Origin of the sequence: Colwellia sp. MT41 (genome assembly GCF_001444365.1) — a bacterium.
Taxonomy (GTDB): Bacteria; Pseudomonadota; Gammaproteobacteria; order Enterobacterales; family Alteromonadaceae; genus Colwellia; species Colwellia marinimaniae.
Window position 1 is genome coordinate 1011448 of sequence record NZ_CP013145.1, and the last position, 23908, is coordinate 1035355.

General features: G+C 39.9%; 17 protein-coding genes. 5 read left to right on the forward strand and 12 right to left on the reverse strand.

Annotation, left to right across the window (positions count from 1 at the left end; genetic code table 11):
- Window positions 1-5: 5 nt before the first annotated feature.
- The 9 genes from CMT41_RS04320 to CMT41_RS04360 all read right to left on the reverse strand — a co-directional run bounded on the left by CMT41_RS04320 (window position 6) and on the right by CMT41_RS04360 (window position 9446).
- Window positions 6-1322, reverse strand: a complete 1317-nt coding sequence (locus tag CMT41_RS04320) for a TadE/TadG family type IV pilus assembly protein (RefSeq protein WP_057179960.1) — start codon at window positions 1320-1322, stop codon at window positions 6-8.
- Between the two features lie 11 nt (window positions 1323-1333).
- The gene (locus CMT41_RS04325) at window positions 1334-1600 is read right to left on the reverse strand and encodes a hypothetical protein (protein ID WP_057179961.1); all 267 of its coding nucleotides are present in this window, start codon (window positions 1598-1600) and stop codon (window positions 1334-1336) included.
- 29 nt (window positions 1601-1629) lie between these two features.
- Window positions 1630-3096 (reverse strand): type II and III secretion system protein family protein, encoded by a 1467-nt coding sequence (locus tag CMT41_RS04330; RefSeq protein WP_058026454.1) that lies wholly within the window; start codon window positions 3094-3096, stop codon window positions 1630-1632.
- Window positions 3097-3173: 77 nt separating this feature from the next.
- Window positions 3174-3971 carry a Flp pilus assembly protein CpaB gene (gene cpaB / locus CMT41_RS04335; RefSeq protein ID WP_057179963.1) on the reverse strand — a complete coding sequence of 266 codons (798 nt, stop codon included), beginning with the start codon at window positions 3969-3971 and terminating at the stop codon, window positions 3174-3176.
- Entirely contained in the window at window positions 3971-5689 is a 1719-nt protein-coding gene (locus CMT41_RS04340; RefSeq protein WP_088568894.1) for an AAA family ATPase, read from the reverse strand. The genes cpaB and CMT41_RS04340 overlap by 1 nt, the downstream gene beginning before the upstream one ends.
- A 108-nt stretch (window positions 5690-5797) precedes the next feature.
- The gene (locus CMT41_RS04345; protein ID WP_083494208.1) at window positions 5798-6409 is read right to left on the reverse strand and encodes a prepilin peptidase; all 612 of its coding nucleotides are present in this window, start codon (window positions 6407-6409) and stop codon (window positions 5798-5800) included.
- Entirely contained in the window at window positions 6391-6633 is a 243-nt protein-coding gene (locus CMT41_RS04350; RefSeq protein WP_058026456.1) for a Flp family type IVb pilin, read from the reverse strand. Before CMT41_RS04350 ends, CMT41_RS04345 begins: the two co-directional genes overlap by 19 nt.
- A 349-nt stretch (window positions 6634-6982) precedes the next feature.
- Window positions 6983-8530 (reverse strand): L,D-transpeptidase family protein, encoded by a 1548-nt coding sequence (locus CMT41_RS04355; protein ID WP_058026457.1) that lies wholly within the window; start codon window positions 8528-8530, stop codon window positions 6983-6985.
- A 55-nt stretch (window positions 8531-8585) separates the two neighbouring features.
- Window positions 8586-9446 carry a helix-turn-helix transcriptional regulator gene (locus tag CMT41_RS04360; RefSeq protein ID WP_058026458.1) on the reverse strand — a complete coding sequence of 287 codons (861 nt, stop codon included), beginning with the start codon at window positions 9444-9446 and terminating at the stop codon, window positions 8586-8588.
- Window positions 9447-9806: 360 nt separating this feature from the next.
- On the opposite strand from CMT41_RS04360, the gene CMT41_RS04365 reads away from it, so the two are divergent.
- The 4 genes from CMT41_RS04365 (at window position 9807) to metH (ending at window position 16446) form a co-directional block, all read left to right on the forward strand.
- Window positions 9807-10964: a GNAT family N-acetyltransferase gene (locus tag CMT41_RS04365; RefSeq protein WP_058026459.1), complete on the forward strand. Its 1158-nt coding sequence runs from the start codon at window positions 9807-9809 to the stop codon at window positions 10962-10964.
- A 55-nt stretch (window positions 10965-11019) separates the two neighbouring features.
- On the forward strand, window positions 11020-11634 hold the full coding sequence (locus CMT41_RS04370) for a DUF938 domain-containing protein (RefSeq protein ID WP_058026460.1): 615 nt from the start codon (window positions 11020-11022) through the stop codon (window positions 11632-11634).
- 124 nt (window positions 11635-11758) lie between these two features.
- Window positions 11759-12697 (forward strand): homoserine O-succinyltransferase, encoded by a 939-nt coding sequence (locus CMT41_RS04375; RefSeq protein ID WP_058028137.1) that lies wholly within the window; start codon window positions 11759-11761, stop codon window positions 12695-12697.
- Window positions 12698-12753: 56 nt separating this feature from the next.
- Window positions 12754-16446 (forward strand): methionine synthase, encoded by a 3693-nt coding sequence (metH, locus tag CMT41_RS04380; protein WP_058026461.1) that lies wholly within the window; start codon window positions 12754-12756, stop codon window positions 16444-16446.
- Window positions 16447-16595: 149 nt separating this feature from the next.
- Here metH and hpf read toward each other — a convergent pair whose 3' ends face one another.
- The 3 genes from hpf to radA all read right to left on the reverse strand — a co-directional run bounded on the left by hpf (window position 16596) and on the right by radA (window position 21092).
- Window positions 16596-17093, reverse strand: coding sequence for a ribosome hibernation-promoting factor, HPF/YfiA family (gene hpf, locus CMT41_RS04385; protein WP_232300014.1), 498 nt, complete (start codon window positions 17091-17093; stop codon window positions 16596-16598).
- A gap of 92 nt (window positions 17094-17185) precedes the next feature.
- Window positions 17186-19459: a S9 family peptidase gene (locus CMT41_RS04390; RefSeq protein WP_057179972.1), complete on the reverse strand. Its 2274-nt coding sequence runs from the start codon at window positions 19457-19459 to the stop codon at window positions 17186-17188.
- A 244-nt stretch (window positions 19460-19703) separates the two neighbouring features.
- Window positions 19704-21092, reverse strand: coding sequence for a DNA repair protein RadA (gene radA, locus CMT41_RS04395; RefSeq protein ID WP_058026462.1), 1389 nt, complete (start codon window positions 21090-21092; stop codon window positions 19704-19706).
- Window positions 21093-21400: 308 nt separating this feature from the next.
- Between radA and CMT41_RS04400 the strand changes: the two genes are divergently transcribed.
- Complete coding sequence (locus tag CMT41_RS04400; protein WP_058026463.1) at window positions 21401-23869, forward strand: PilZ domain-containing protein; 2469 nt, start codon at window positions 21401-21403, stop codon at window positions 23867-23869.
- Window positions 23870-23908: the final 39 nt, after the last annotated feature.

The window sequence follows — 23908 nt, forward strand, 5'->3', positions numbered from 1 at the left end:
TACTCCTAAGAATCGGTACTGCCAGGTACATGGTATAACACCATTTTATAAGGGCCTGGCGTATCCACAGGCGCTAAGCTCGGATTACCGCCACCCGGGCAATCATCAATAAACTCCCCTATTACATAAGAAGTCAGGCCTTTATGTTCGACTTTTTGAGTGAGAAAAAAGCAACGAACCCCTAAAAAATTAACCTGTCCCGAACTGTTACATTCGCCAACCACTAGAGGCATAATTCTTCGTCTGTGTGTTGCGTGATCAGCGAAACTAAAATTTTCCTCGTTTGGGGGGGGATTGCTTAACCCCATGGTTGGTACGGTGCAGCCACTTATTTCATTGTCCTCTATATACCAAGCTGCTTGGTATGCTTTATGCTCATATGCAGCAGCTAAAGCATCCTCATTTATTACACCATCCACTTCAATGTCTGCAATAGTAATTATCTCCCCTTGACAAATATTTTCATCTCTGTGGTAAGTTAGTTCTTCTCCTCGGATGTTCCGCTCCCATAGTCCTAAACGAGTGTTAAGCCCTGTAGCTACAGCGTTTACTTTATTACCGGACGCAGTTGTATAATTTACTGTTGCATTAAAGCAAGTATCAATTTGATTTGGCGCGCCAGCCAGGCCTTTGAGAATAACATCGGCGCTGGAACTACCTCCTAGAGCAAGCAATTGAAAGTTACCTGGACCAACGGGTAAGCTGGTATGAGAGCCCAGTTTCATCATATATAACCTATTTTCATCTAAGCCAAAATTCTTCGTATTTGGGGTGCCACAAACCATCATTGGCACTACTTTAGTAAAACAATTCTTTATTGCGGTACTAGGGCCTGCCAAAGCAGTAGCAGAAACGCGTTTATTAAAACTAAAAACATGGGCGAGAAAGTTATCTAAGGTTATTTTCTTTAGTGAAACCTTGACAAATTGAGCGTCAATACTGGGGTCAGTGACGGCACTAAATGGATCCGCTTCGACAGAATACGCTATGGTTAACAAGGCGCTAGTATCGCCATCAAAAGCGATAGCACGGGATAATTCTTGTTGATCGGTATGGGCAAGATTTATTTGTAATAAATTGATAGCGGCAGCCGATGCTTGTGCCTTAGTTGCCCCCTGATCCAGCTCTTTGGCGGCATGTAAGGCGGCAGCATCTACCAGATTTTGCAAGCGGCCTTTATTTAATAATAAATGGCCGCCATCTAAGGCCAAGGATGCCAGCGTTATCAGTGCTAATAAACTGATAACAAAAAGCACCAGTACATTACCTTTTTGACAACCTTGGTCTGTTGTTGGCCTATGTGTATGCGGGAGATATAACATAAGTATTTAACCTACTTAGTGTTCTGTGTCATTTGACGAGATTCTTTCATGCTGTAAACACTGCGTTGATATTTTTTAATGACATGCTGGCCGTAGTTACCATTTAAGGTGGCAATAATGCCATCATTTAGCTCTGCTGCGTTGGGGTTGAGTATTTGCACTTGTTTTATTTGTTGGCTCGATACGGCTAGCTGATAACTAGGTTGCTCGGCACAGCCCAATATCAGTACGCTTGATAAGGCTAACAATGTACTGTTGAGTAAGTTACATTTTTTCATTACTAACTCCTTATTAAATTTTAGGGCTATTAATCGCTTTTAGTTACTTTAAGTTGATGACCATAACGCTGATTAGTGCCGCCATCATTGGTTAAAATAAGCGTGTTATGGTTTGCTGCTTGATTCGGTGATGTCGTTGCTTTTTGGCTGTTTTGCCGGGTCATTGTGCCTAATAGATAAAACTCCATATCGGAGACGGGCACAAAGCCATCGGTAGGTAAGGAAATATCTTTTTTATTAAAGGGTCTGACTAATCGGGGTGTTACCAGAATGACTAATTCCGTTTGACCACTAATATATTCATGGCTACGAAACAACTGTCCTAAAATGGGCAAATCTCCCAAACCTGGTATCTTACTCACACTGTCGCGTAAGGTATCACTTAACAAACCACCGATAGCTATGGTTTGGCCATCAGCAAGTTCCACTGTGGTTTCCGCCGATCTTTTGATAATTGAAGGGACTATTAAGGTTGATGATGAACCTATGGGGGTAACGCCAACGCCATGAGAATTACTTAATTCACTGACTAATATCTTGAGGTTTAAATTGATTTTTCCTGAATCTAATACCGTCGGTACAAAGCTTACGCCGACCCCGAAATTTTTAAATTGTATCGTGGTACCTTTTTCACCAGGTACCGGCACGGGAAATTCCCCACCAGCTAAAAATTCAGCTTTCTGGCCACTTAAGGCGGTAATGTTTGGCTCGGCCAGTATTTTTGCTAAACCATTTTGTTTAGCAACATCTAGGGCAAAGCTAAACTGCATATCGCCATTAATTAAAGAGCCAAAAAAGCCACTGCTAAGGCTGGTCGCCGCCCCTGCTCCAATGCCATTAACCATACCAAGGGTGCCATCTGAGCCTTTAAAGGTTAACGACATATGCGCATTAAATTTACGCGCAATTTCAGTGCTTACTTCTGCGACAGTCACTTCAAGCATGACCTGATGGCCGCCACCAATAGAAATCATATTGAGCACTTTACTTTTTACGTTACCTACCGATGCCGCTTCGGCATAACCACTAGCAAGCTCAACTGCGGTATTCATTTTTGCCAATGACGAGGATTGACCACTGAGTACTAATTGTCCTTGCGATGTTTCCACACCAATATTTTCACCGGGCAGATAATGATATAAGCGTTGGCGCAAACTATGTAAATCATGAGTCACTTCAAGGTTGATAATATCAACCAATTTATCTTCTTCGTCCCATACCATGATATTGGTGGTACCTAACATCTTGCCGACAATATAAAGTTCTTTGGCACGCAATATTAAGATATCCGCTATTTTATCATTACCTATTGAAACTCGGCTGACTGTTTGATTCATAGTTAGATTTCTTGACTTGAAAATGGGCACTTTTAATTCATCGTTTATTAGTTTAGTTGGTCCCCCAGCTAATACGGCCGAACTAATGAATAATTGCACTATTATCAATAAAATAGAGCAGTTGATTAGGGTAATTAGTTTAACGGTTTTACCTTTCATGACTGTATCCTTATTAGCCCAAGAGCCTCAATATATATTCGATTTAATAGCTAAGCGACGGCAGCTTTAAATAGCGATTAAATATCTACCTGCACGGTTTGTTGTCTAACACCTCTGATTAACTCTACTCTCTGCCTTTGGCGGATTTTAGGGGCAGGCTTAGGTGTAATATCAGCAACAACATCCACTTTTGGCTCTGCTGCTGGTTTTTCACTGGCAATAACTACCGGTTCGTCATCAATTGGATTACGTAAGGCAAGTTGTAAATAACCACTTCTGCGGGCACTCATTAGTATTTCTGCTTGGGTTAAATCAACCTCAACGGTGATCGCGCGTACCAGTTGCGGTTTGTTTTCACCGCTTGAGGCACGTTGATCAACCGCCAGTATATTGATATTGGAAAGAATCACTTCGGTTGTGGGCTTGCCATCTTGCTGGTAAGTATTGAGAATATCTACTCGGTTGCCCGGTAATAAAAAACCAGCAACACCAACAACATCATTCACTCGAATGGTTATCGCGCGCATATTTTCGCCGATCAAACTGGCTAAATAACTGCCATCACCTTGTTTTGCCAACCGTTCTTGTCTAACAATATCGCCAAGGTAAAATTGGTTTTTAGCGACTTTGCCGATAGCCTCAGCTAAACTTTGCACCGCTTTATCTGGTGCCATTGATTTTGGAAACACTTTTAAACTGAGATGTTTAGCGGTTAAAATAGTGCCGGTTGGAATACTTACTGCGGCCATAACAATATTGACTTGTGCTTCGGTTAATTCTTTCTGGCTATCATTTAGCCAATTTTTGGCAATTAATACAGCGCCAACACCAAAAACCAATGACATGGTAATAAAAATAATAGTGTTTTTATTCATTACTCACTCCTTAATTTATTTGACTCATTATGATGGTTAGGCTTATCTGGGGTCGAGTTATCTGAGCTATGCACAAAGTAATGTTGCCAGGCAAAACAGATAAGCGCCTGGGTAACTACAGGTGCTAATTGATTAAATTTGATTTGATCACAAACTATGCTTAATAAATCACGCGGCAAGCAGGGTAAAAAATCTTTCTGATCGACATAGTGACGCTGCTCAACCAAGTAATTGAAAATGTCATTTTCGCAAGTAAGTTGATAGTCCGCACAGGTTTTAAACCATAACTTTTTATAGAGTTCCACAGATAAGGCTTCAAACTTAATTTTGTAACCTAAGCGACGTAAGAAGGCTTCATCCACCAAGTCTTGTGGCGCTAGATTGGTTGAAAAAAGTAAAATGAGTTCGAAAGGAATTTCAAAATGTAAACCGTTGGGTAAGGACAAAAAATCTCGGCGTTCTTCTAACGGAATGATCCAGCGGTTAAATAGCGCTATCGGGCTAATTTTTTGCCGTCCTAAGTCATCTAATAATAAAATACCGTTATTGGCTTTTAATTGCAGTGGCGCTTTATAAGTATGATTAGTAGCATCAAAATTAACTTCCAACATATCAGCCGTCAATTCGCCCCCGGTGACTAATAACGGCCGTTGGCATAAATGCCAGCGGGGATCATAACCCTGTGTTAAGGATACTAATGTGGCAGCGTCGTTATGCTGTTTTACTCCTTTGGTGCTTAATATATGTAATTGTGGATCGTAAAGCTGAATAATAATATTATTCACTTCTATAGCGGCTGGTATTAAGACATCATCACCAAAGAGTAGATTCAAATGTCGACAGAGGTAACTTTTACCTACCCCAGGAGCCCCATAAATTAAAATAGGTTTAGTGGAATTTAATGCTGGACCTATGGTGGCCATTAACTCGGCTGAAAACATCAAGTTACTAAAGCGTTGTTGCAACAACTCTTTTACTATGATGGTATTGCGGCTGGTTTGTTTCAGACAAATATCACTGTATTGTGATAAAGGCACAGGTGCTATACCTAGGTAACCGCCTTGGTTAAAGGCTTTTTCTGCCTCTGTAGCGCCTAATTCACTAAGCGCGTAACGCATTTGACCACTTTTGCTCGATTGACGATTTTCCAACCAGTTAATCGTTTTGGCATGATCTAATAAATTTTGAATAATGCCACCACTTAAGGCCATTTTTTCTACTAACAGGCGTACACTGACCACATGTTCAACTAACATATGTTTAATTAATAGTTGTAATAGTAACTGTTCGGACAGGCCGGTTTCGGCAATGGTACTTGGCCGTTTTGCCATAGCCGCTAAGGCCTGTTCATCTTGAGGAATAACTAGTGATGGTGAATTATCGCTAAGTACGGAGGGACTATCTCCTTGACTGCTTTCTTTATTGCATTCTTTATTGTTTTCTGGGTTGTTTTTTTTGCTGTTTTTCCGGCCACTTTTAAGTAATAAGGACAGACCATGTTTAGGTGGAATTGGGTATTGTGTCTGAGGTAATGAGTCACGGGTGGAGCTAGCGACACTCTCTGAGACCTTGCCAGATAAATTTTCGGATATCGTGTTAGAAGCATTGCCAGAGACACTTTCAACTGTATTAGCAGCTGCGCTATTACTTGCACTATCACCAGCACTATTAGCTAAGTTGCCCGCTTGATTAGTCCGATCGAAAGGTGATGAGTCCATGGTAATTCCTATAACATTATTTAGTTATTTCTTGTCTGTGCCTGTTAAGTGTTTTTACTGCTAAGGGTAAGTACTTAGTAAATGTTACTGACCTTATTAGCCATTTTATTAGCTACGACTAAGCAGAACCGCAATTTTCGGTGCTATGTCAGCGGTTATTACTGCCGTTATTACTGCCGTTATTTCAGCGGCTATTTCTGGGCCTATCTCAGGACTCAGGTAACACGCGAACAACCAACCTAACGCTAAAGCGGGGGCGTAGGGCACCAAGACCGCTGACTGTTTTTCGCTGCTTTTTGCTGAGCTTTTTTTGATAAAAGCATGGCTGAGCATTTTGATAAAACCTGACCAACCGACCTTATAAAGCGCTAAGAAAAAGCTGGTAAAAGTGCCAAATATAATGCCGTAAACTAGCGACCAAAATAATAATGTCGGCCCTGATAAGGCACCGACGGCGACCATTAATTTGACATCGCCGGCGCCTAAACAACGAAAATAAAACGCCGGTAATAACAAAGCCAAGGCCAAACTTGCCCCCAATACTACTTGCCCTAAACCTTGCCATTGGCTGTAATAAGCTTGCAAGGCAAAGGCAGCTAGTAGCCCAGCCAAACAAAGCTTATTGGGTATACGTTGATAGCGCAGATCAAAATATAGAGCGCTAAACAACAATAGTAAGGTAACCAATAGCATTAGCATTTCTATGGTGCTGGGACACATGACGCAGTACCACCGGTAGTGGATTCAGTATATGTCCCTCCTGAGGCAGCACAGCTTAGCTTGGTAATTTGTCCAGTGGCGTTTTCTCCTAAGGTAAGAAAGGCGCCAACCATACCACCAACCACTAAACCACCGGCAATGGCATATTCAACCGCGGTCAAACCACTTTCATCTTCAATAAAATCTTTGATAAAGCTTTTCATAGTATTAGTTAATTTATTCATTAGATGCTCCAAATACATTGATGTTTATGCTTGATTGCAAAGCATGAGCTAACAAATGCACTGGGTCTATCCTAACTGCTGCTAGGACGAAGGTACTTATAAGAAGGTAAGTACCGATTAGTTAACGACAAAGGCAGTTGCAAGCAGTCCTTTGCTGTTTTACTCAATACAGTCAATTAAACTTAATACGGTTTATCAATATCGGTTAAGACTATCCGTTTAAGATATAAATTGAGCGTACTAATAAAGTTAGTCGGTTTTATTTGATGTCGCTAACATCAGATTGCTATCTATTGCACCCAGTTGCGAGTTGGTAAGGAAGCGCGAAAAAGTTCCCGCCTACGGGGAATTATAAAATGCTGGCGGTGATGGTGACGTTAACAGCGGTATCTTGTTGATAAATATCGGCCAACCACTGTATTTTACCCGTAGGGCTTAACCAAACAGTTTGATAAGTGAGGTAAACCGCAATGCTTTGCGCCAGTTTAATGTGCTGGGTTTTTTTCACCGCGAGTGCATTTCTTACTTGCCGTTGTTTGTTTTTAGGCTCATTAGTCATAAATTTTTCAACCAGTAAATTGGCGTATTGTAAACGTACACAACCATGACTTAGCGCCCGATATTTTTTCGAAAAAAGATGTTTTGCTGGGGTATCATGTAAATAGACTGAATGAAAGTTTTTTATATTAAAACGGTATTTTCCCAAAGCATTATTTCTTCCTGCTGCCTGTATTAATTTGTACTCTCCCAAAGCAGCCTTTATTGAGCGGGAATCATTAAAAACAGGTCGAAGCACTTGCTTAGCACCATAGCCTTTTGCCAATTTAAAGTTTTTCCGTCTTAGTGAGCCTGGGTTGCGGGAATTCTCGACTAATAACTCTTTATGAACAATATTATAGGTTGGTGTCCATTGTGGATTGATGGTGACACTGCTCACTTTAGTGACCATTATCGGGGTAGGGTGCTGATTATCACCAACAATCACTTTCATCGATAATGTTTCTTGCTGGTTTTCAATAAAGTATAAACGATAGGCGGGAATATTAACCAGTATATAACGTGATGGTGGTTTACTGGGTAATGATAACCAACGCCATAAATTGATTTGCATGATTTCAAGGCGTTTCTCTGGCTTGGTATTAAGTGCTTTAATGGTTTTCGCCGTTAACTTGCCATTGGCGGTTAAACCATGTCGAGCTTGAAATTTTTTAAGGGCGCTAATGACTTCTGGATCAAAAATATGCCGCCGATAGTGGGAGTACTGTGCTGTGCTAAGATCGGCTAAAGCAACTAAAATACTGCGCAGCTTAATAACATCTTTATGTCCTTGACCTAACCTTAAGGATAATGTTTCATCAATTACTGGCCAAGGCGTTTCTGTTAATTTACGGTAATGGGTAATTGCCATGCGCAGACGTATCACTTGATCAAATTGTGGTAATAACTGCTCAACATAACGGGCAAGCTGATTATTTTTTACTGCTTTAAGGATGTCTGCACGGGGTTTTTCTTGCGGCTTAAACTGATAACCATTAAATAAAGTAGCAATAGTAAATAATTGCTGAGTGAGCAGTTGATCAATTTTTTTACCCTGCGGACCCGCTAAGTTATTGATATCATCAAAAGCTAACGGGTGAATACCGAGATCATTCAGTAAGCTTAATAATGACAGCCCTGATAAATTGAGTTTATCATGTTCAAGCCATAAATAATTTTTACTATGATGAGCTATCAACTGCTGATAGTTAAGCTGCTTATCTTGAGCTAATAGCCCTACTGGTAAAACCATTACTGAGGAGTTATCCAAAAAGTTTTCAGTAAATACAAAAGCTTGCACTGTTTTTGCCATCGTATTGCTTAACAATAAAAAATATAAAAGAATCATGATTGATTTCACTTTATCTCCTTGGTTTTTTCGTTATGCAACTGGCTTTTACTTAAGTCGATAGCTATCAATTAAGAGCACTAAGGCGACGATTTTTTGCTTGCTGTCTTTTTGCTATTGGCAATAATTCCATTCTTAATTTTTGATATCGCTGATATAAGCAGCTGAGCTCTATGCCTAGTTCCTTTTTGATATATGCGGTTGGTGTTAGACCAAGATGCTCTTTAAAGCTGCGGCAAAAGTGTGATGGATTTGAGAAACCAACAGCAAAAGAAACATTGGTGACAGAAGAATTTTCTTGACGTAAGAGGTACTCACTCTCTTCCAAGCGTCGACATAAAATATATTGGCAATAACCAACACCACATAAATCTTTAAACATATGACTAATACGACTAGGGCTTAAATATAAACTATTCGATGCTTGTTTTAGTGACGGGGCATCGAAAAAATGTTGCTCGATTAATTCAAACAGTCCCTCTAAAGGATGACTTATTAGCTCTTCTATGGCGGGCATAAAATCACTTGTTATTGACTCTTGTTCAAAACAATCAATATCAGTGGTTTCGTTAAGTTCAACTAACAGGTTAGTCAAGGCTTGGTTATTCATCGGCAGATGGAACACATCTTTAACACCGAGTTTCAGCGCATGATGCAGCATAGGTATTGAGATGCAAGCGGACAAAATATAAAGTGATTTTTTTGAAAAATCACGACTGATAGTTTCTATATTATAACAGTGAAGTTCAGAATGGCAGTCCATTACATAAGCAATGGCACCTAAAGAGCCATTGAGCTTTTTTATATGCTCAAGAGAAGGTATGATTTTGAAGGCAAGTTTATCATCTAGTCTATGACAAACCTCGTTGAGGCTGTTTTTGTTATGTCCGATAACACCAAAGTATTCTTTCGCTTTGAGAATAGCCATACTCATCCTTAAATATCCGAGTGATTGATAACCTAATACAGACAAAGAACTAGTTGAACAATAGTTTAAAAATATGCATTTATCACACCTTTTTGTAATATATTAACCAATACAATTAGTTATAATCTCAATAAAAAATTCTTAAGTAAAACTGTTAAAAATTACGACACTTTTTCATCGATATTGTAATTGTGATTCGCAAATTGCAGATGAAGTTAAGAAAAAGTCTCTTGCTATTTTAGTCTAGCTAATACATTTAGCGGGTGACCTTGCTGCAAGATTATAGTTTCTCAGTATAGGAACTTGTTGTTAAAACTGTTATCTTCACACGGAAATAGCCCCTAAAAATGACCTTTTCCTGTGCAGATAACTTTTTTTGAACGTTTTGAACAAATACCCGCAAGTGATTGGCACCGGCTAAATACTTCCTCGTGCCCGTTGGTCAGTTATGAGTTTTTTAAGGCGTTAGAAGCTAGTCAGTCGGTATCTGGTGCGCGCGGTTGGCAACCACATCATATGGTTATTGAAAATGATGGTATAATTGACGGCATTATGCCTTTGTATCTAAAGCAAAATTCTTGGGGCGAATATGTCTTTGACTGGGATTGGGCCAAAGCATATGAGGATAACAATCTTGCTTATTACCCTAAACTCGTCGGCACTATTCCTTTTACTCCAGTTACTAGCAACAAACTATGGTCAAATAAGCTAAATTTAGCTGAGCTTTTTTCATCATTAATTAGCCATTGTCACCAGCACGAAATAAACAGTTGGCACATATTGTATTGCCCTGAAATTGATAGTGAGGTAACGCCAACCGAAAAAGGTAAAAGTACGACCATGGCTAAATTACCTGAAGATGTTTATCTGCGTCATACGGTACAGTTTCACTGGTTTAACCGCGGTTATGCAAGCTTTGATGACTTTCTTGCCACATTCACCTCACGTAAACGCAAAAATACCCGTAAAGAAAGAGCATCGATAAAGCAGCAGGGCATTAGCATTAGGCAAGTTCGAGGGCCAGATATTACGGCGAGCGATATTGATTTTTTCTATTTAACCTACCAACTTACTTATTTAAAACAAGGCCATCAGCCTCACCTTAACTTTGATTTTTTTAAGCACATATTCACTCACTTAGCGGCTAATGTTCTGCTTATTATTGCCAGTCATAATGATGAAGATGTGGCTTGTGCTTTATTTTTTTATGATGATAGCCATCTTTATGGTCGATATTGGGGCTGTAAAACAGCCTTTAACAACTTACATTTTGAGCTCTGTTATTACCAAGGCATAGCCTTTTGCATCGAACATAATTTACAATGTTTTAACCCTGGCACCCAAGGTGAACATAAAATTCAACGAGGTTTTGAGCCGGTATTAACTCATTCATATCACTGGGTTAAACATGCTGCTTTTAAAGAGGCGATTAAAGAGTTTTGCCAACGTGAATGTCAACATATGGAAAGTTATCAGCAACAATGTCGACAAGCACTGCCATTTAAAGTGGTGCTATAAACAGTTTATAAGCATTACTGGCAGATAAATAAATACGTTAAGGTAGGAAATTATAATGGATATCGCTTTTTCTCAAGCTTGTGAAAATAACAAACAGCCAATCTTAAGGGTGTTACAAAGCGCTTTTACCAACACTAAGCGGGTATTAGAAATTGGCTCAGGCACAGGGCAACATGGTGTATTCTTTGCAGAACATTTACCGCAGCTTTGTTGGCAGCCAAGTGATCTACTGGTGAATCATGCTGCGATAAACTACCGCAGACAGAGCAGTGGCTTAACTAATCTATTAGCGCCGGTTGTTTTAGATTTACATCAACCATGGCAAGCAGTCGTGGAAAAATCATCATTACAAGGGCGCATTGACGGCATTTTTACCGCGAATACCTTGCATATTGTTAGTAACTCTTTGGTTAACAAATTCTTCACTGGGGTAAAGCAGAGCCTAGTTAAAGGTGGCACTTTATGCATTTATGGGCCCTTTAATTATCAAGGAAAATTTACCAGTCAAAGTAATGCCAATTTTGATCTATGGCTAAAGCATAGAGATGAAGAAAGTGCTATACGTGATTTTGAAGACATTGCCGCTTTAGCTCATAATGCCGATCTTGCTTTATTATCCGATAACCCTATGCCGGCAAACAATCGTTTACTGGTATTTATTATGAATTAGCACAATAAAAGCCAACCAATAAAAACATCTAGACGTCTATACGTTTAGATGTTGACATATCTAGCAATCTAAGTAATATGAGAATCATCGATTTATTATGTTATTTTTTTTGTTAGGTAGTGTCATGCCCATTAAAATTCCCGGTCAATTACCCGCCTTATCTGTGTTAGGTAAGGAAAACATCTTTGTGATGTCAGAGCACCGTGCGGCCAATCAAGAAATTCGCCCGATGCAAGTGGCTATCTTGAATTTAATGCCTAATAAAATTGAAACCGAAGTACAAATTTTGCGGATGTTATCCAATACGCCACTGCAAATTAATATCGAATTTGTGCGTATTCATAAAAATGTCTCCAAAAACACTCCGAAAGAGCATTTAGACAATTTCTATTGTTTATTTGATGATATCAAGCACAAACAATACGATGGCCTTATTATCACCGGGGCGCCGTTAGCCTTACTTGATTATGCCGAGGTCAGCTTTTGGGATAAAATTTGTGAGGTGTTTGACTGGGCCGAGAAAAATGTCACTTCCACCATGTTTTCTTGCTGGGCTGCACATGCCGCCTTGTATCACTATTATGGTTTAAACCGTCATCTACGTCAGCAAAAACTATCTGGGGTTTATCAACATTATCCTCTTGATAGTAAAGAAGAGCTGACCAGAGGTTTTGATGAGAGTTTTAATGTGCCACATTCACGCTATGGCTATATTAATCAAGCCGATTATCAAGGTATTGATGAGCTCAATATTTTGGCGCAATCAGCTGATGCCGGGGTTTATTTAGTCGCCAGTAAAAATAAGCGCCAAGTGTACCTCACCGGTCATCCTGAATATGATACGGCTACCTTGCATGAAGAGTATCTGAGAGACTGCAAAAAAGAGGCGAGCACGCCATTGCCGATTAATTATTATCAAGATGATAATGTTAATAATAAACCGACTGGCTCATGGCGTAGTCATGGCAGTTTACTCTTTACTAACTGGTTGAATTATTATGTTTATCAAATAACGCCATACCAATTAGATGCCAATAATATCAATTCAGTGCTAAATAAATAGTAGCTTCAGCACTGATTATACCCTTATTCTTTAAATAGTTATTCCTGGATTTAACAATGAAAAAACACCCATCTTTTGCTTTATTTGAACAGCAACTGGCTAAAAATATTCTTATTCTCGATGGTGCTATGGGTACCATGATCCAAGCGTACAAGTTTGAAGAGCAGGACTTCCGTGGCGAACGTTTTGCTGATTGGCATACTGACGTTAAAGGCAATAACGATATGTTAGTGCTTACTCAGCCTGAAGTCATTACAGCGATTCATCGTGACTACCTTGAAGCTGGCGCCGATATTCTAGAAACTAATACCTTTAATGCTACCACGATTGCCATGGCTGATTACGACATGGAAGCATATAGCAGCGAAATCAACCGTGTTGCTGCGCAACTTGCCCGTGCCGCTGCCGATGAATACACTAAAAAAACACCTGATCGCCCGCGTTTTGTTGCTGGTGTTTTAGGGCCAACCAATCGTACCTGTTCTATTTCTCCTGATGTCAATGATCCCGCCTTTCGTAACGTGACTTTTGATGAATTAAAAGAGGCTTATATTGAGTCAACCCTAGCGTTAATTGACGGTGGTTGTGATCTCATTTTAATCGAAACTATTTTCGATACCTTAAATGCTAAAGCGGCTATTTTTGCCGTCGAAGAAACTTTTGAACAATTAGGTCTCCGTTTACCCGTGATGATCTCAGGTACCATTACTGATGCCTCAGGACGTACCTTATCAGGGCAAACCACCGAAGCCTTCTACAATTCACTGCGTCATGCCAAGCCGGTTTCATTTGGCCTTAACTGTGCGTTAGGCCCGGTTGAACTGCGTCAATATGTTGAAGAGTTGAGCCGAATTTGTGATGTTGCTGTTTCTGCTCATCCCAATGCCGGTTTACCTAATGCCTTTGGTGAATATGACTTTACCGTCAAGGATATGAATACTCACGTTGAAGAATGGGCCAATTCTGGATTTTTAAATATCATTGGTGGTTGTTGTGGTACTACGCCTGAGCACATTAAAGGCATGGCTGACACCGTTGCTAACATTAGCCCACGTAAAGTAGCACCCCGTGAAATCGCTTGTCGTTTGTCTGGTTTAGAAGTATTAACCATTAAAGGCGATAGCTTATTTGTTAACGTTGGTGAGCGTACCAACGTAACGGGTTCGGCTATGTTTAAACGCTTAATTAAAGAAGACAAGTACGAACAAGCTATTGCTGTCGCCTTACAGCAGGTTGAAAACGGCGCACAAATTATCGATATCAACATGGATGAAGGCATGTTGGAATCAAAAGAGGCCATGGTACGCTTTTTAAACTTGATTGCTGGCGAGCCAGATATTGCCAAAGTGCCCATTATGATCGACTCCTCTAAATGGGATATTATTGAAGCAGGCTTAAAGTGTATTCAAGGTAAAGGCATAGTTAACTCGATCAGTTTGAAAGAAGGCGAAGACAACTTTCGCAAGCAAGCTGAATTAGTACGCCGTTATGGCGCGGCTATGATAGTGATGGCGTTTGATGAAAAAGGCCAAGCGGATACCCGACAACGTAAATATGAAATTTGTCATCGTGCCTATCATATTTTGGTGGATGAAATTGGCTTTCCGCCGGAAGATATTATTTTTGACCCTAATATCTTTGCTGTGGCTACCGGTATTGAAGAGCACAATAACTACGCGGTAGATTTTATTGAGGCGGTTGATGATATTAAGAAAAACCTACCTTATGCGCTGATATCCGGTGGTGTTTCTAACGTATCATTTTCGTTTCGAGGCAACAACCCGGTACGTGAAGCTATTCACGCGGTATTTTTATATTATGCCATTAAAAATGGCATGGACATGGGGATTGTCAATGCCGGTCAGTTGGCCATTTATTCAGCGTTGCCGAAAAAATTAAAACAAGCCGTAGAAGACGTTATTAAAAATAGTGATGATGACGCGACCGAACGTTTACTTGATATTGCCCAAGAATACCATGGTCAAGCAGGTGGTAAGGTCTCAAAAGCGGATTTAACCTGGCGAGAGCTACCGATTAATGAGCGTTTGTCTTATTCATTAGTGAAAGGTATTAATGAGTTTATTGTTGCCGATACCGAAGAAGCTCGCCTTGTTGCTGTCCGGCCCTTAGACGTAATTGAAGGGCCATTAATGGATGGCATGAATACCGTTGGCGACTTATTTAGCGCGGGGGAAATGTTTTTACCGCAAGTGGTGAAATCAGCACGAGTGATGAAACAAGCGGTTGCTCATTTAAACCCGTTTATTGAAGCGGCAAAAACTGAAATTAGTACCAACGGAAAAATCTTATTAGCAACGGTGAAAGGCGATGTTCATGATATTGGTAAAAATATTGTTGGTGTCGTGCTCCAGTGTAATAACTATGAAATTATTGACCTTGGCGTGATGGTTTCCTGTGAAGATATTTTACGGGTAGCGAAAGAAAAAAAGGTAGATATTATCGGTCTTTCCGGTTTGATCACCCCGTCCCTTGATGAAATGGTCCATGTTGCTAAAGAAATGAAACGCCAAGGCTTTGACTTGCCATTATTGATTGGTGGTGCCACAACGTCGAAAGCCCATACCGCGGTAAAAATTGAGCCCCAGTATGATAAAGCCGTGGTTTATGTCTCCAATGCCTCGCGCGCGGTTTCTGTGGTCAGTAAATTATTATCCAAGGAACACAAAGGCAAGTTTTTTGCTGACACTAGAGCAGAGTATGATCGAGTCCGTATTCGTCATTACAAAAAAGGCCCACGTTCAAGTTTAATTAGTCTTGAAGCGGCTCGTGCTAATGCCACACCGATCAGCTTTGATGATTACACCCCGAAAAAACCTAACAAGCTTGGTGTTACCGTACTTGACGATATTGATTTAAATGAAGTGCGAAAATACATTGATTGGACCCCATTTTTCCTGACCTGGCAGTTATCAGGAAAATACCCATTGATCTTAAAGCATGAAGTTATTGGCGTGGAAGCAACTAACCTCTTAAAAGATGCTAATGACATGTTAGATGATGTTATTAATAACAAAAAGATCAAAGCGAAAGCGGTATTTGGTTTATTCCCGGCCAACCGAGATGGCGACGATATTAGCGTTTATACCGATGAATCACGTAAAGAGCTGCGCATGAAATTACACCAGTTGCGTCAGCAAAGTAAAAAACCTGCTGGGCAGTTTAACCGCTGTTTATCTGACTACCTAGCACCGAAAGGTTCGGGTATTGCGGATTATATTGGCGCCTTTGCCGTGTCATCAGGTTTTGGTGTTGATGAGCTAGTGAAAATTTTTGATGCCGATCACGATGCTTATAATTCAATACTTATCAAAGCTGTGGCTGATAGATTAGCCGAAGCCACGGCTGAATATTTACATGAAAAAGTACGGAAAGAATATTGGGGTTATGCGCCAGATGAAGCGCTCGATAATGACTGCTTAATTCGCGAACGTTATCAAGGTATTCGCCCTGCGCCAGGTTACCCTGCTTGTCCAGAGCATACTGAAAAAGGTTTATTGTGGCAGCTGCTGAATGTCGACGAAAATATTGGTATGGATCTGACCTCTAGTTACGCCATGTGGCCAGGTGCCGCGGTCAGTGGTTGGTATTTCTCTCATCCTGACTCTAAGTACTTTGCTGTGGCAAAACTGGCTAAAGATCAGGTGCTAGATTACGCAATCCGTAAAGGCATGACCATAGAGCAAGCTGAACGTTGGTTGTCGGCTAATTTGGACTACGAACCAGAGTAATTAAATTGTTCACTAAGGTGACGTCGGATTAAATTATCGTAAATAAAAAAGGCTGCACCAGGTTTATATTTATAAACAAGGATGCAGCCTTTTTTTGATAAGTTTTTCTTGTTATGACTTAACTTGCTTCGGCTATGGTTAGCCCCGGCTTAGCTAAGCTGTGATAAGTCTGTTTGTTGAACAACAAACTTATTGTTAAATTTGGCTGATAACACCCCTTTGCGACGAGCAAGGGCAACTTGTAGTTTCTTAGCAACTTTGGCAATGGCGACATATAATTGCTTGTCAGAAGCATTTACTGTTACTTTTTCACCTTCATACAAGGTGGTGACTTCAAGTTTTTGTATATGTGGCTCTACGGTAATGGTCGAGTTGAGTGTCATAATTGACGGATAATGCTTAGAGATTTTCGCAAACTTATTTTCGATTGATTGTTTGATACCTTCAGTAATTTCGACATGGTGTCCAGAAATCTTAATCTTCATAATATTACCTCTTTTGTTATCGTAATCATTGTCTTCAATTTCATAATCCTCCTTCAGTGATAAAAATGCAATAGAAAATATCGGCTTATTTGCAATTAAATGTAATTGAGCTTTGTGGCGTTTTTGAAAAAAAATGGCAAGTAACGGGGGGGTACTTGCCATTTTTATCTTAACTAAAGTTTAATCACGAGTGTTTGTTAGCTTAGGTCTATGCGCTAATGTCTGAGCCAATGTTTCCCCTAAAGATAAAGGTATTATTTAAAGTGTCTATTAAAGAAATCCATAATGGTTTTATTTAAATGCACTTTAACTTTTTTACCACGCATACTATGTTTGCTGCCTGGGTAGGTCATTAATTCAAATAACTTACCTTCATCTTGTAAGGCTTTAATTAACTTAGTGGTATTGGTGAACAAGACATTATCATCAGCCATACCATGATAAATCATCAGTGGCCCAGTTAGACCTGAAACATAGGGAAAGACACTACTTTGTCGATAACCTGCCGCATTCACTTTGGGGTGATTTAAATAACGCTCAGTATAATGAGTATCATAAAGCATCCAATCGGTAACTGGCGCGCCACTAACACCTGCTTTGAAATAGTCCCCAGCTTTGAACATAGTCATTAAGGCCATATAACCACCGTATGAGTGACCGAATACGCCGATACGTGCTTTATCGACATAAGGTAGGGTATGTAAATATTTAACGCCCGTTATTTGATCTGTTACTTCAACTTGGCCAAGGGTCTCATAGATTGGAAATTCAAAAGCAGTACCACGGTAGTTAGAGCCACGATTATCTAGCTGATAAACAATATAACCTTGTTGCAGCATAAACTGAGTCATATCTGCGCCTTGCCATGAGTTAGTCACACGTTGGGCAATTGGACCACCATAAACTCTAACAATAACCGGATATTTTTTGCCCGGTTGCATGTTTTTAGGCTTATAAATTTTGTAAAACAAGTCCGCTTGGCCGTCATCCGATTTTAGCGAGCCAAACTCAGGCATAACTAAATCATCATAATAAGGGGCAACCGGGTGCTCAGCTGTTACTTTATTTTGGGCTAACCAAGTAAGGTGTTCCCCAGTGGCTGAGTGTAAACTGACTTGTTTAGGGGTTTTAGTGTTAGAGAAGCTATCTATATAACTTTCACCGGTAGCGCTAAAGTTAATGTTATGAAAGCCATTACGTTTGGTAATACGCTGTACATGTTCTGGCGACTTACCCGTCATTGGTACCTTGTATAAGTGGCGCTCAAGTGGTGTATCGGCACGACCGGTAAAGTACAGCCAACCCTTTTTTTCATCAACACGAGTCAGTGAATCGACTACCCACTCGCCCTTAGTTAATTGTGAGATAAGTTCACCGTTAAGCTTATAATGGTATAGGTGTTTGTAGCCATCACGCTCAGATGCCCAGATAAAGGTTTTATTGTCTTTTAAAAAGGTTAAATCTTTATGTAAGTTAAGCCAGTGGGTCGATGTTTCCGTTAACAAGGTTTTTTGGCGGCGTTTTTTTAAGTCGTAGGTTTTTAATATTAAGGTTTTTTGGTCACGGCTTTGTAGCTGGTAAGATAGTTTTTTACTGTCGTTAAGCCACTTTACTCGTGGGAGATAAATGTCTTGGTTGTCACCAAGAGCAATAAAACGAATTTTCTTACCTTTAATATCGGTAACCGCTAATTGAATATGGACATTATTGGTACCTGTTGCCGGGTAACGTTGTTCAATTAATTCAATTTTCTCCGCGTATATTTCATTGCGAATAACCGTTTGTACTGGCGTTTCATCGACACGTAAAAAAGCGATGTACTTTTCATCGGGTGACCACCAATAGCCGGTCATTCGTGACATTTCTTCTTGAGCCACAAATTCGCTCATACCATTTTTAATGGTGCCGCCACCATCTATGGTTAATTGGCGCTCTTCACCTGAGGCGATATTTAACACATAAATATTCTGCTCTCGAATATAAGAAACAAAGTTGCCTTTAGGTGAAAATTTCACATCGGTTTCAAAGTCGGTAGTTTCGGTTAAACGTTTAGCCGTTTTACTGGCTAAATGGTAGTAATAAACATCACCATTTAGCGGGAATAATAACGCGCTGCCATCTTGAGAAAAGTGATATTCCATAATGCCAACACCATAAATACGCTGGCGTTCACGGCGCGATTTTTCTTCATCAGATAAATGTTCTGGGCCACTAAACAGGGATTGTGAATCAACAAGTAATTTATTTTCTTTACTGGCTAGGTTGTATTCCCATAAATCGTATCGGTGTAAGTCTTCTGCTTTACCTTGCAAATAGGTCACACGAGTACCATCGGGGGAGAATTTTAATGACTTGGGTGTTTGACCATTGAGGGACGGCGAACTATAAATGCGCTCAATGGTTAACTGCTGAGCACTAGGTGTTTGGGTGGTATCATCACTTGCGTTGTCATTATTTGCATTGGCACTTAGCGGGAAGGCTAATGAACAAGCAAGGGCAACAAGTGCTTTTTTAATGGTAAATTTCATAGCAAAGTTATCTTATTAAGTTATCTTATTAGCTGACTAAATTAGGCTATCTAATTAAGTCAGCTAAAGGGGTAATTGTGAGCTTTGTGTTTAATAGTAAACGGATTAATTAGTCCGATTGCTGTAAGACTTCCTTGCCAACACTTCTTTCAGTACTCGTTTGCTCGGCACTTTAGCAAACGTGGCTTTGTTAAACTAGCGCAGTAATAAAAAAGGCCAAGATTAAGACTAGCTTTGTTAGCTGCTATGTTATTAATTTAATGAGCTCATGAATGGTTTTTACCGGGTGGATATTGGCACCTAAGCCTTCCATTGACTTATGATAATTGCGATAAGGAATGACTATTTCGGTGAAACCATGCTGTGCCGCTTCTTTAACGCGAGGTACACCACTGTCTATCGGCCTAACATCACCGTTTAAACTTAATTCGCCCATAATGCAGGTATTTCTAGGGATAATAAAATCGTTAAGGCTACTTAATAGTGCACTGACCAAGGCGAGATCAATACAGGTTTCAGACTCGTCTATTCTTAAGCCACCAACAATATTGAAAAAGGTATCGTGAAATATCTTGGTCTTGGTATGTTTACGTAAAATTCCCGTTAACATTTTAATTCGGTTCATGTTCAAGCCCACACAAACCCGCTGCGGGAATTCAGCCTCGGTTTCCGTGGTTAAACATTGAATTTCTAACAATAGGTTTCGGTTACCTTTGCGAATACAGGTAATGGTTGAACCAGGCGATTCAGTACTCGAACCGGATAAAAATATTTCACTGGGATTATCCACACTGAGCATACCGCGCTCACACATTCTGAAAATCCCGACTGTGTCGATATCGCCAAAGCGGTTTTTATTTGCTCTTAGGGTACGTATTTGTCCGTCATTGGTGTCGATATGCAACAGTGCATCAACTATATGTACTAAGGTTTGTGGACCAGCAATCTCATTGTTTTTATTGACATGGGCGATAATAAACATGGTGACGTTATTTTGCTTACAGTACTGGGTTAGTGCTTGCGCGCTGCTTTTTACTTGTGAGGGTGAGCCAGGGCTGCCATTAGCATTTTCAGTCACAACGGCTTGAATAGAGTCAATAACGGCAAACTTAATGTTGTGGTTATCTAACTCTTCAATGATTGACTCAACACTGGTTTCAGCCAATAGATACAAGTTATCTTCGTTGTAATCTAGTTTTAATCGGTCGACACGGTTCTTAAACTGAGACAGGGACTCTTCCGCCGTACAATAGAGCGAGGCGGACGTTTTTGACATGTTAGCGACCAGCTCTGAGAGCAAGGTGGTTTTACCAGCACCAGGATCACCAGAAATCAGATTTACCGAACCGCGAGTGACACCACCGCATAAAACACGATCAAGCTCTCCTATGCCCGTTGGTATCTTTTCTGCATCGGAGGCGGCTATCTCGTTAATTTTCTTAGAGCCACCACCAATTAAACCCGCATAACCTGCCGTTTTTGCGCTACGGGTGACCGCAGTTTTACTGGTCGATTTAGGAATTCTCATTTCTACCAAGGTATTCCAGGCACCGCAACGGCACTGTCCTTGCCAGCGAGTGAAGTTCATGCCGCAATCTGAGCATACAAGTTCGATTTTTGCTGCTTTTGCCATCGAGATTATTCCTACCTTTTAAACGATAAAGTGATTGTCATAAGGATCTGTCATCGCAGATGTATTATGTTAATTGGACTAACTATAGCGTTATCAAGGAAAACACCATAGGATGAAAAAGGACCTTGCTTAACTCGCCTTATTGATAGGCACAGAAATTGCTTGGTTTATTTTGATAAAGTCGGTTAGATTATAATGATTTTGATTTTTTTGTCTAAGCTAAAAAGTGCAATAAAAAATGTTAACCTGCCATACAGGTGATAGATTGCAATTAAAACAGCGAGTAAAGAGAAGTTAATAATAAAATTATGAATAAAGATTTCAGCAAACATCATAAAATCATTAACAATTTTCGTGGTGAAGTGAGCAGTAATAATTTTGAAACTAATTTTAGTGCTGTAACCAAGCACCTCACTAAAACAGAAAAGTTTTTGTTGAAAATGGAATTGAAACGCTTAGCTGGTCTTTGTACTCGAGCCATCGATTTACGAGGTTTGGTTGACGGCGAGTGCCAGTTATTTGACTTTCAAGGACAAAGTCACTTTTTGGATAATATTGCTATCGCCACGTTCAATGAAAATGTTGCGATTTATGGCGGTTATACTTTTGGTGTTTATGAGGTGGTAAAAGATGCCAAAAATAGTTTTCGTAACCTTTATAAAAATGAACAAGTTACCCCTAATAGCATTGAGAATAATAAAAAATCTTCAATAGATAAACTGCAATATCCAGCCAAATTACAGCTTTTTGCAAACTACCCTGATCGGGTGGAAGAGCGGATGAACTTTGCTATATCGATCACCTTAACTTTATCGAATAAGCAGCAGCTGATAACAACCAGTATTGATCTCAGTGTAACCGGTATCAAATTTAAACTTATTAATGAAGTGACGCTATTTAAAGGTGATCAGTTAACCATAGCCTTTACTGGCTTAGAGCAAGAATTTCAATTTAATAAAGATAGCTTGTTTTCTTTTGACGTTAAAAATGTCTTACGTGACTCGGGCACTCAGCTTATTGGCTGTCAGCGCATAGCTATCCCTGACAATGATAGCTTCGAGCGATTTTTAGCCGGTTATATCCAAGGCAATAAACGCCGCTATAAAATAAATTTAGATAATAGCTTAGTGGCATTACAAGCGAGAAGCCTTGAACAGTACACTTTAGTCAAATTGAATGAATTAGTTGTTTTTATGCATGGCACTGGTGCAGATTCAGTGGCCAATACTAGCCCTCGCTATGCGCTAACGACTAGAAATAATCAGAAATTATATCAATATTGGCTAGACGATAAAAAACACTCTACCTTGCACTACCTTATTAATGCGGAACGATTACAGCGTTTAGTTACCTTGCCAGCCGGTAAAAGCTTATTAGTTTTTAGCTTTACTCATCAACATAAGGGGCGTAAGTACTTCTACACTGTCGATGAAGAGCAGCTTAAGGACGATGATAAATTTTTTCAGCAGTTTTTAGCTTTTGCTGCCGGTAAAAGTACTTTTGTCATCACAGCGTTAAGGTCCCACGCGTTGAATCCTGCACAGGCTTATTCACCGTTTACCTTGTCTAGCGCGATGACCAAGCAGCAAAGTTATTTAAATCCGCCGCTAACCAATGAAGTCAATGCTATTCTTGCCGAATTACCTTATCTGGTCACGGTAACCGATGTCACTAACACAAATGCTGTCACTGATTATCAAGCGTTGGGTTTTGAAGGTGTTGATCTTGGACGTCTGAAAAGTTTTGGTCATAAACAGGGTACTAAACAAAGCTGCCGAATTGATGAAATAGCGCTAGCTTATGGTCATCAACGTCAAGAAGTGCGTTTTAAATATAAGACCCCAGTTATCATTGAATGTGAAGGGGCAAAGTGGTCGGGACAATCGGCAGATTTTTCGGTTTCTGGACTGAAAGTTGACATAGAAAACCCTGCGGTACTTGCTAAAGGTGATATCGTTTATTTAACTTTTCCTAAATTGCAAAAAATCACCTCAGCATTTGACCTTAAAAAATTACCCTATAAGGTCATGAGGATCAGCAAAGATAAATCCGTGGTAAATTTACGGGTGTCGATTAAAGAACATCAACATATTGGTCGTTCGTTTTTTAAATTATTAATTGATAAAAATAAAAATAAGTTAACGCCTGATGAATATGCCATGTTAACTCCAGGTTTATCTGGCGCATTAAGAACCCTATATGCGGTGAATATGGCAATACCGACCGCTATAGTGCAATCAAGTGGCAGTCGTTATAAGATGGAAACCCTAGTGGCAGGGGAGTATGCCTATCAAAGCCATAAAAACTTATTATCAGCGATGTTACAATTAAGCGATCGTCATGGCTATTATAATTTATATCCATTACTGGGCAATATTCAGCTCAGTAATTTACTTGATCAACATATGAAAAAGTTATTGGCAAGCGATGTCGCTGTGTGTGAACTTATCTATGTTGCCATCAATACCACGGTTAGCGATATTGAAAAATCGGTCATTATAAAACAGGACAGTGACTTAAATACCCCGCAACTACGAAATTTCTTTATTAAGCAATCGTTAAAAAAAGGGGCGTTTTTTGCCTTGCAATTAAATCTGTCGCGTAGTGATGAAGCCCATATGGAATATTTAAACCCAGAGTTAGCTTATATTAGCGCTTATGCCATACATCGCAGTAAACAACTTGAACAAGAGATATATAGTGTCGCCGGGCTAGTGCAATTGATTGATGTCACCCAAGAAACACTGCTAAGGTATTCATTCACTGAGAAGTTCTAACTCGCTTGTATTGACCATATGAAAAAGCCCCAGCATTGA

Bases quoted from the DNA above. Each gene is read 5' to 3' on its own strand.
- CMT41_RS04320 (WP_057179960.1), bottom strand. From the start codon at position 1,322: ATGTTATATCTCCCGCATACACATAGGCCAACAACAGACCAAGGTTGT.
- CMT41_RS04325 (WP_057179961.1), bottom strand. From the start codon at position 1,600: ATGAAAAAATGTAACTTACTCAACAGTACATTGTTAGCCTTATCAAGC.
- CMT41_RS04330 (WP_058026454.1), bottom strand. From the start codon at position 3,096: ATGAAAGGTAAAACCGTTAAACTAATTACCCTAATCAACTGCTCTATT.
- cpaB (WP_057179963.1), bottom strand. From the start codon at position 3,971: ATGAATAAAAACACTATTATTTTTATTACCATGTCATTGGTTTTTGGT.
- CMT41_RS04340 (WP_088568894.1), bottom strand. From the start codon at position 5,689: ATGGACTCATCACCTTTCGATCGGACTAATCAAGCGGGCAACTTAGCT.
- CMT41_RS04345 (WP_083494208.1), bottom strand. From the start codon at position 6,409: ATGTGTCCCAGCACCATAGAAATGCTAATGCTATTGGTTACCTTACTA.
- CMT41_RS04350 (WP_058026456.1), bottom strand. From the start codon at position 6,633: ATGAATAAATTAACTAATACTATGAAAAGCTTTATCAAAGATTTTATT.
- CMT41_RS04360 (WP_058026458.1), bottom strand. From the start codon at position 9,446: ATGGCTATTCTCAAAGCGAAAGAATACTTTGGTGTTATCGGACATAAC.
- CMT41_RS04370 (WP_058026460.1), top strand. From the start codon at position 11,020: ATGGATATCGCTTTTTCTCAAGCTTGTGAAAATAACAAACAGCCAATC.
- CMT41_RS04375 (WP_058028137.1), top strand. From the start codon at position 11,759: ATGCCCATTAAAATTCCCGGTCAATTACCCGCCTTATCTGTGTTAGGT.
- metH (WP_058026461.1), top strand. From the start codon at position 12,754: ATGAAAAAACACCCATCTTTTGCTTTATTTGAACAGCAACTGGCTAAA.
- hpf (WP_232300014.1), bottom strand. From the start codon at position 17,093: ATGGCAAGTACCCCCCCGTTACTTGCCATTTTTTTTCAAAAACGCCAC.
- CMT41_RS04390 (WP_057179972.1), bottom strand. From the start codon at position 19,459: ATGAAATTTACCATTAAAAAAGCACTTGTTGCCCTTGCTTGTTCATTA.
- radA (WP_058026462.1), bottom strand. From the start codon at position 21,092: ATGGCAAAAGCAGCAAAAATCGAACTTGTATGCTCAGATTGCGGCATG.
- CMT41_RS04400 (WP_058026463.1), top strand. From the start codon at position 21,401: ATGAATAAAGATTTCAGCAAACATCATAAAATCATTAACAATTTTCGT.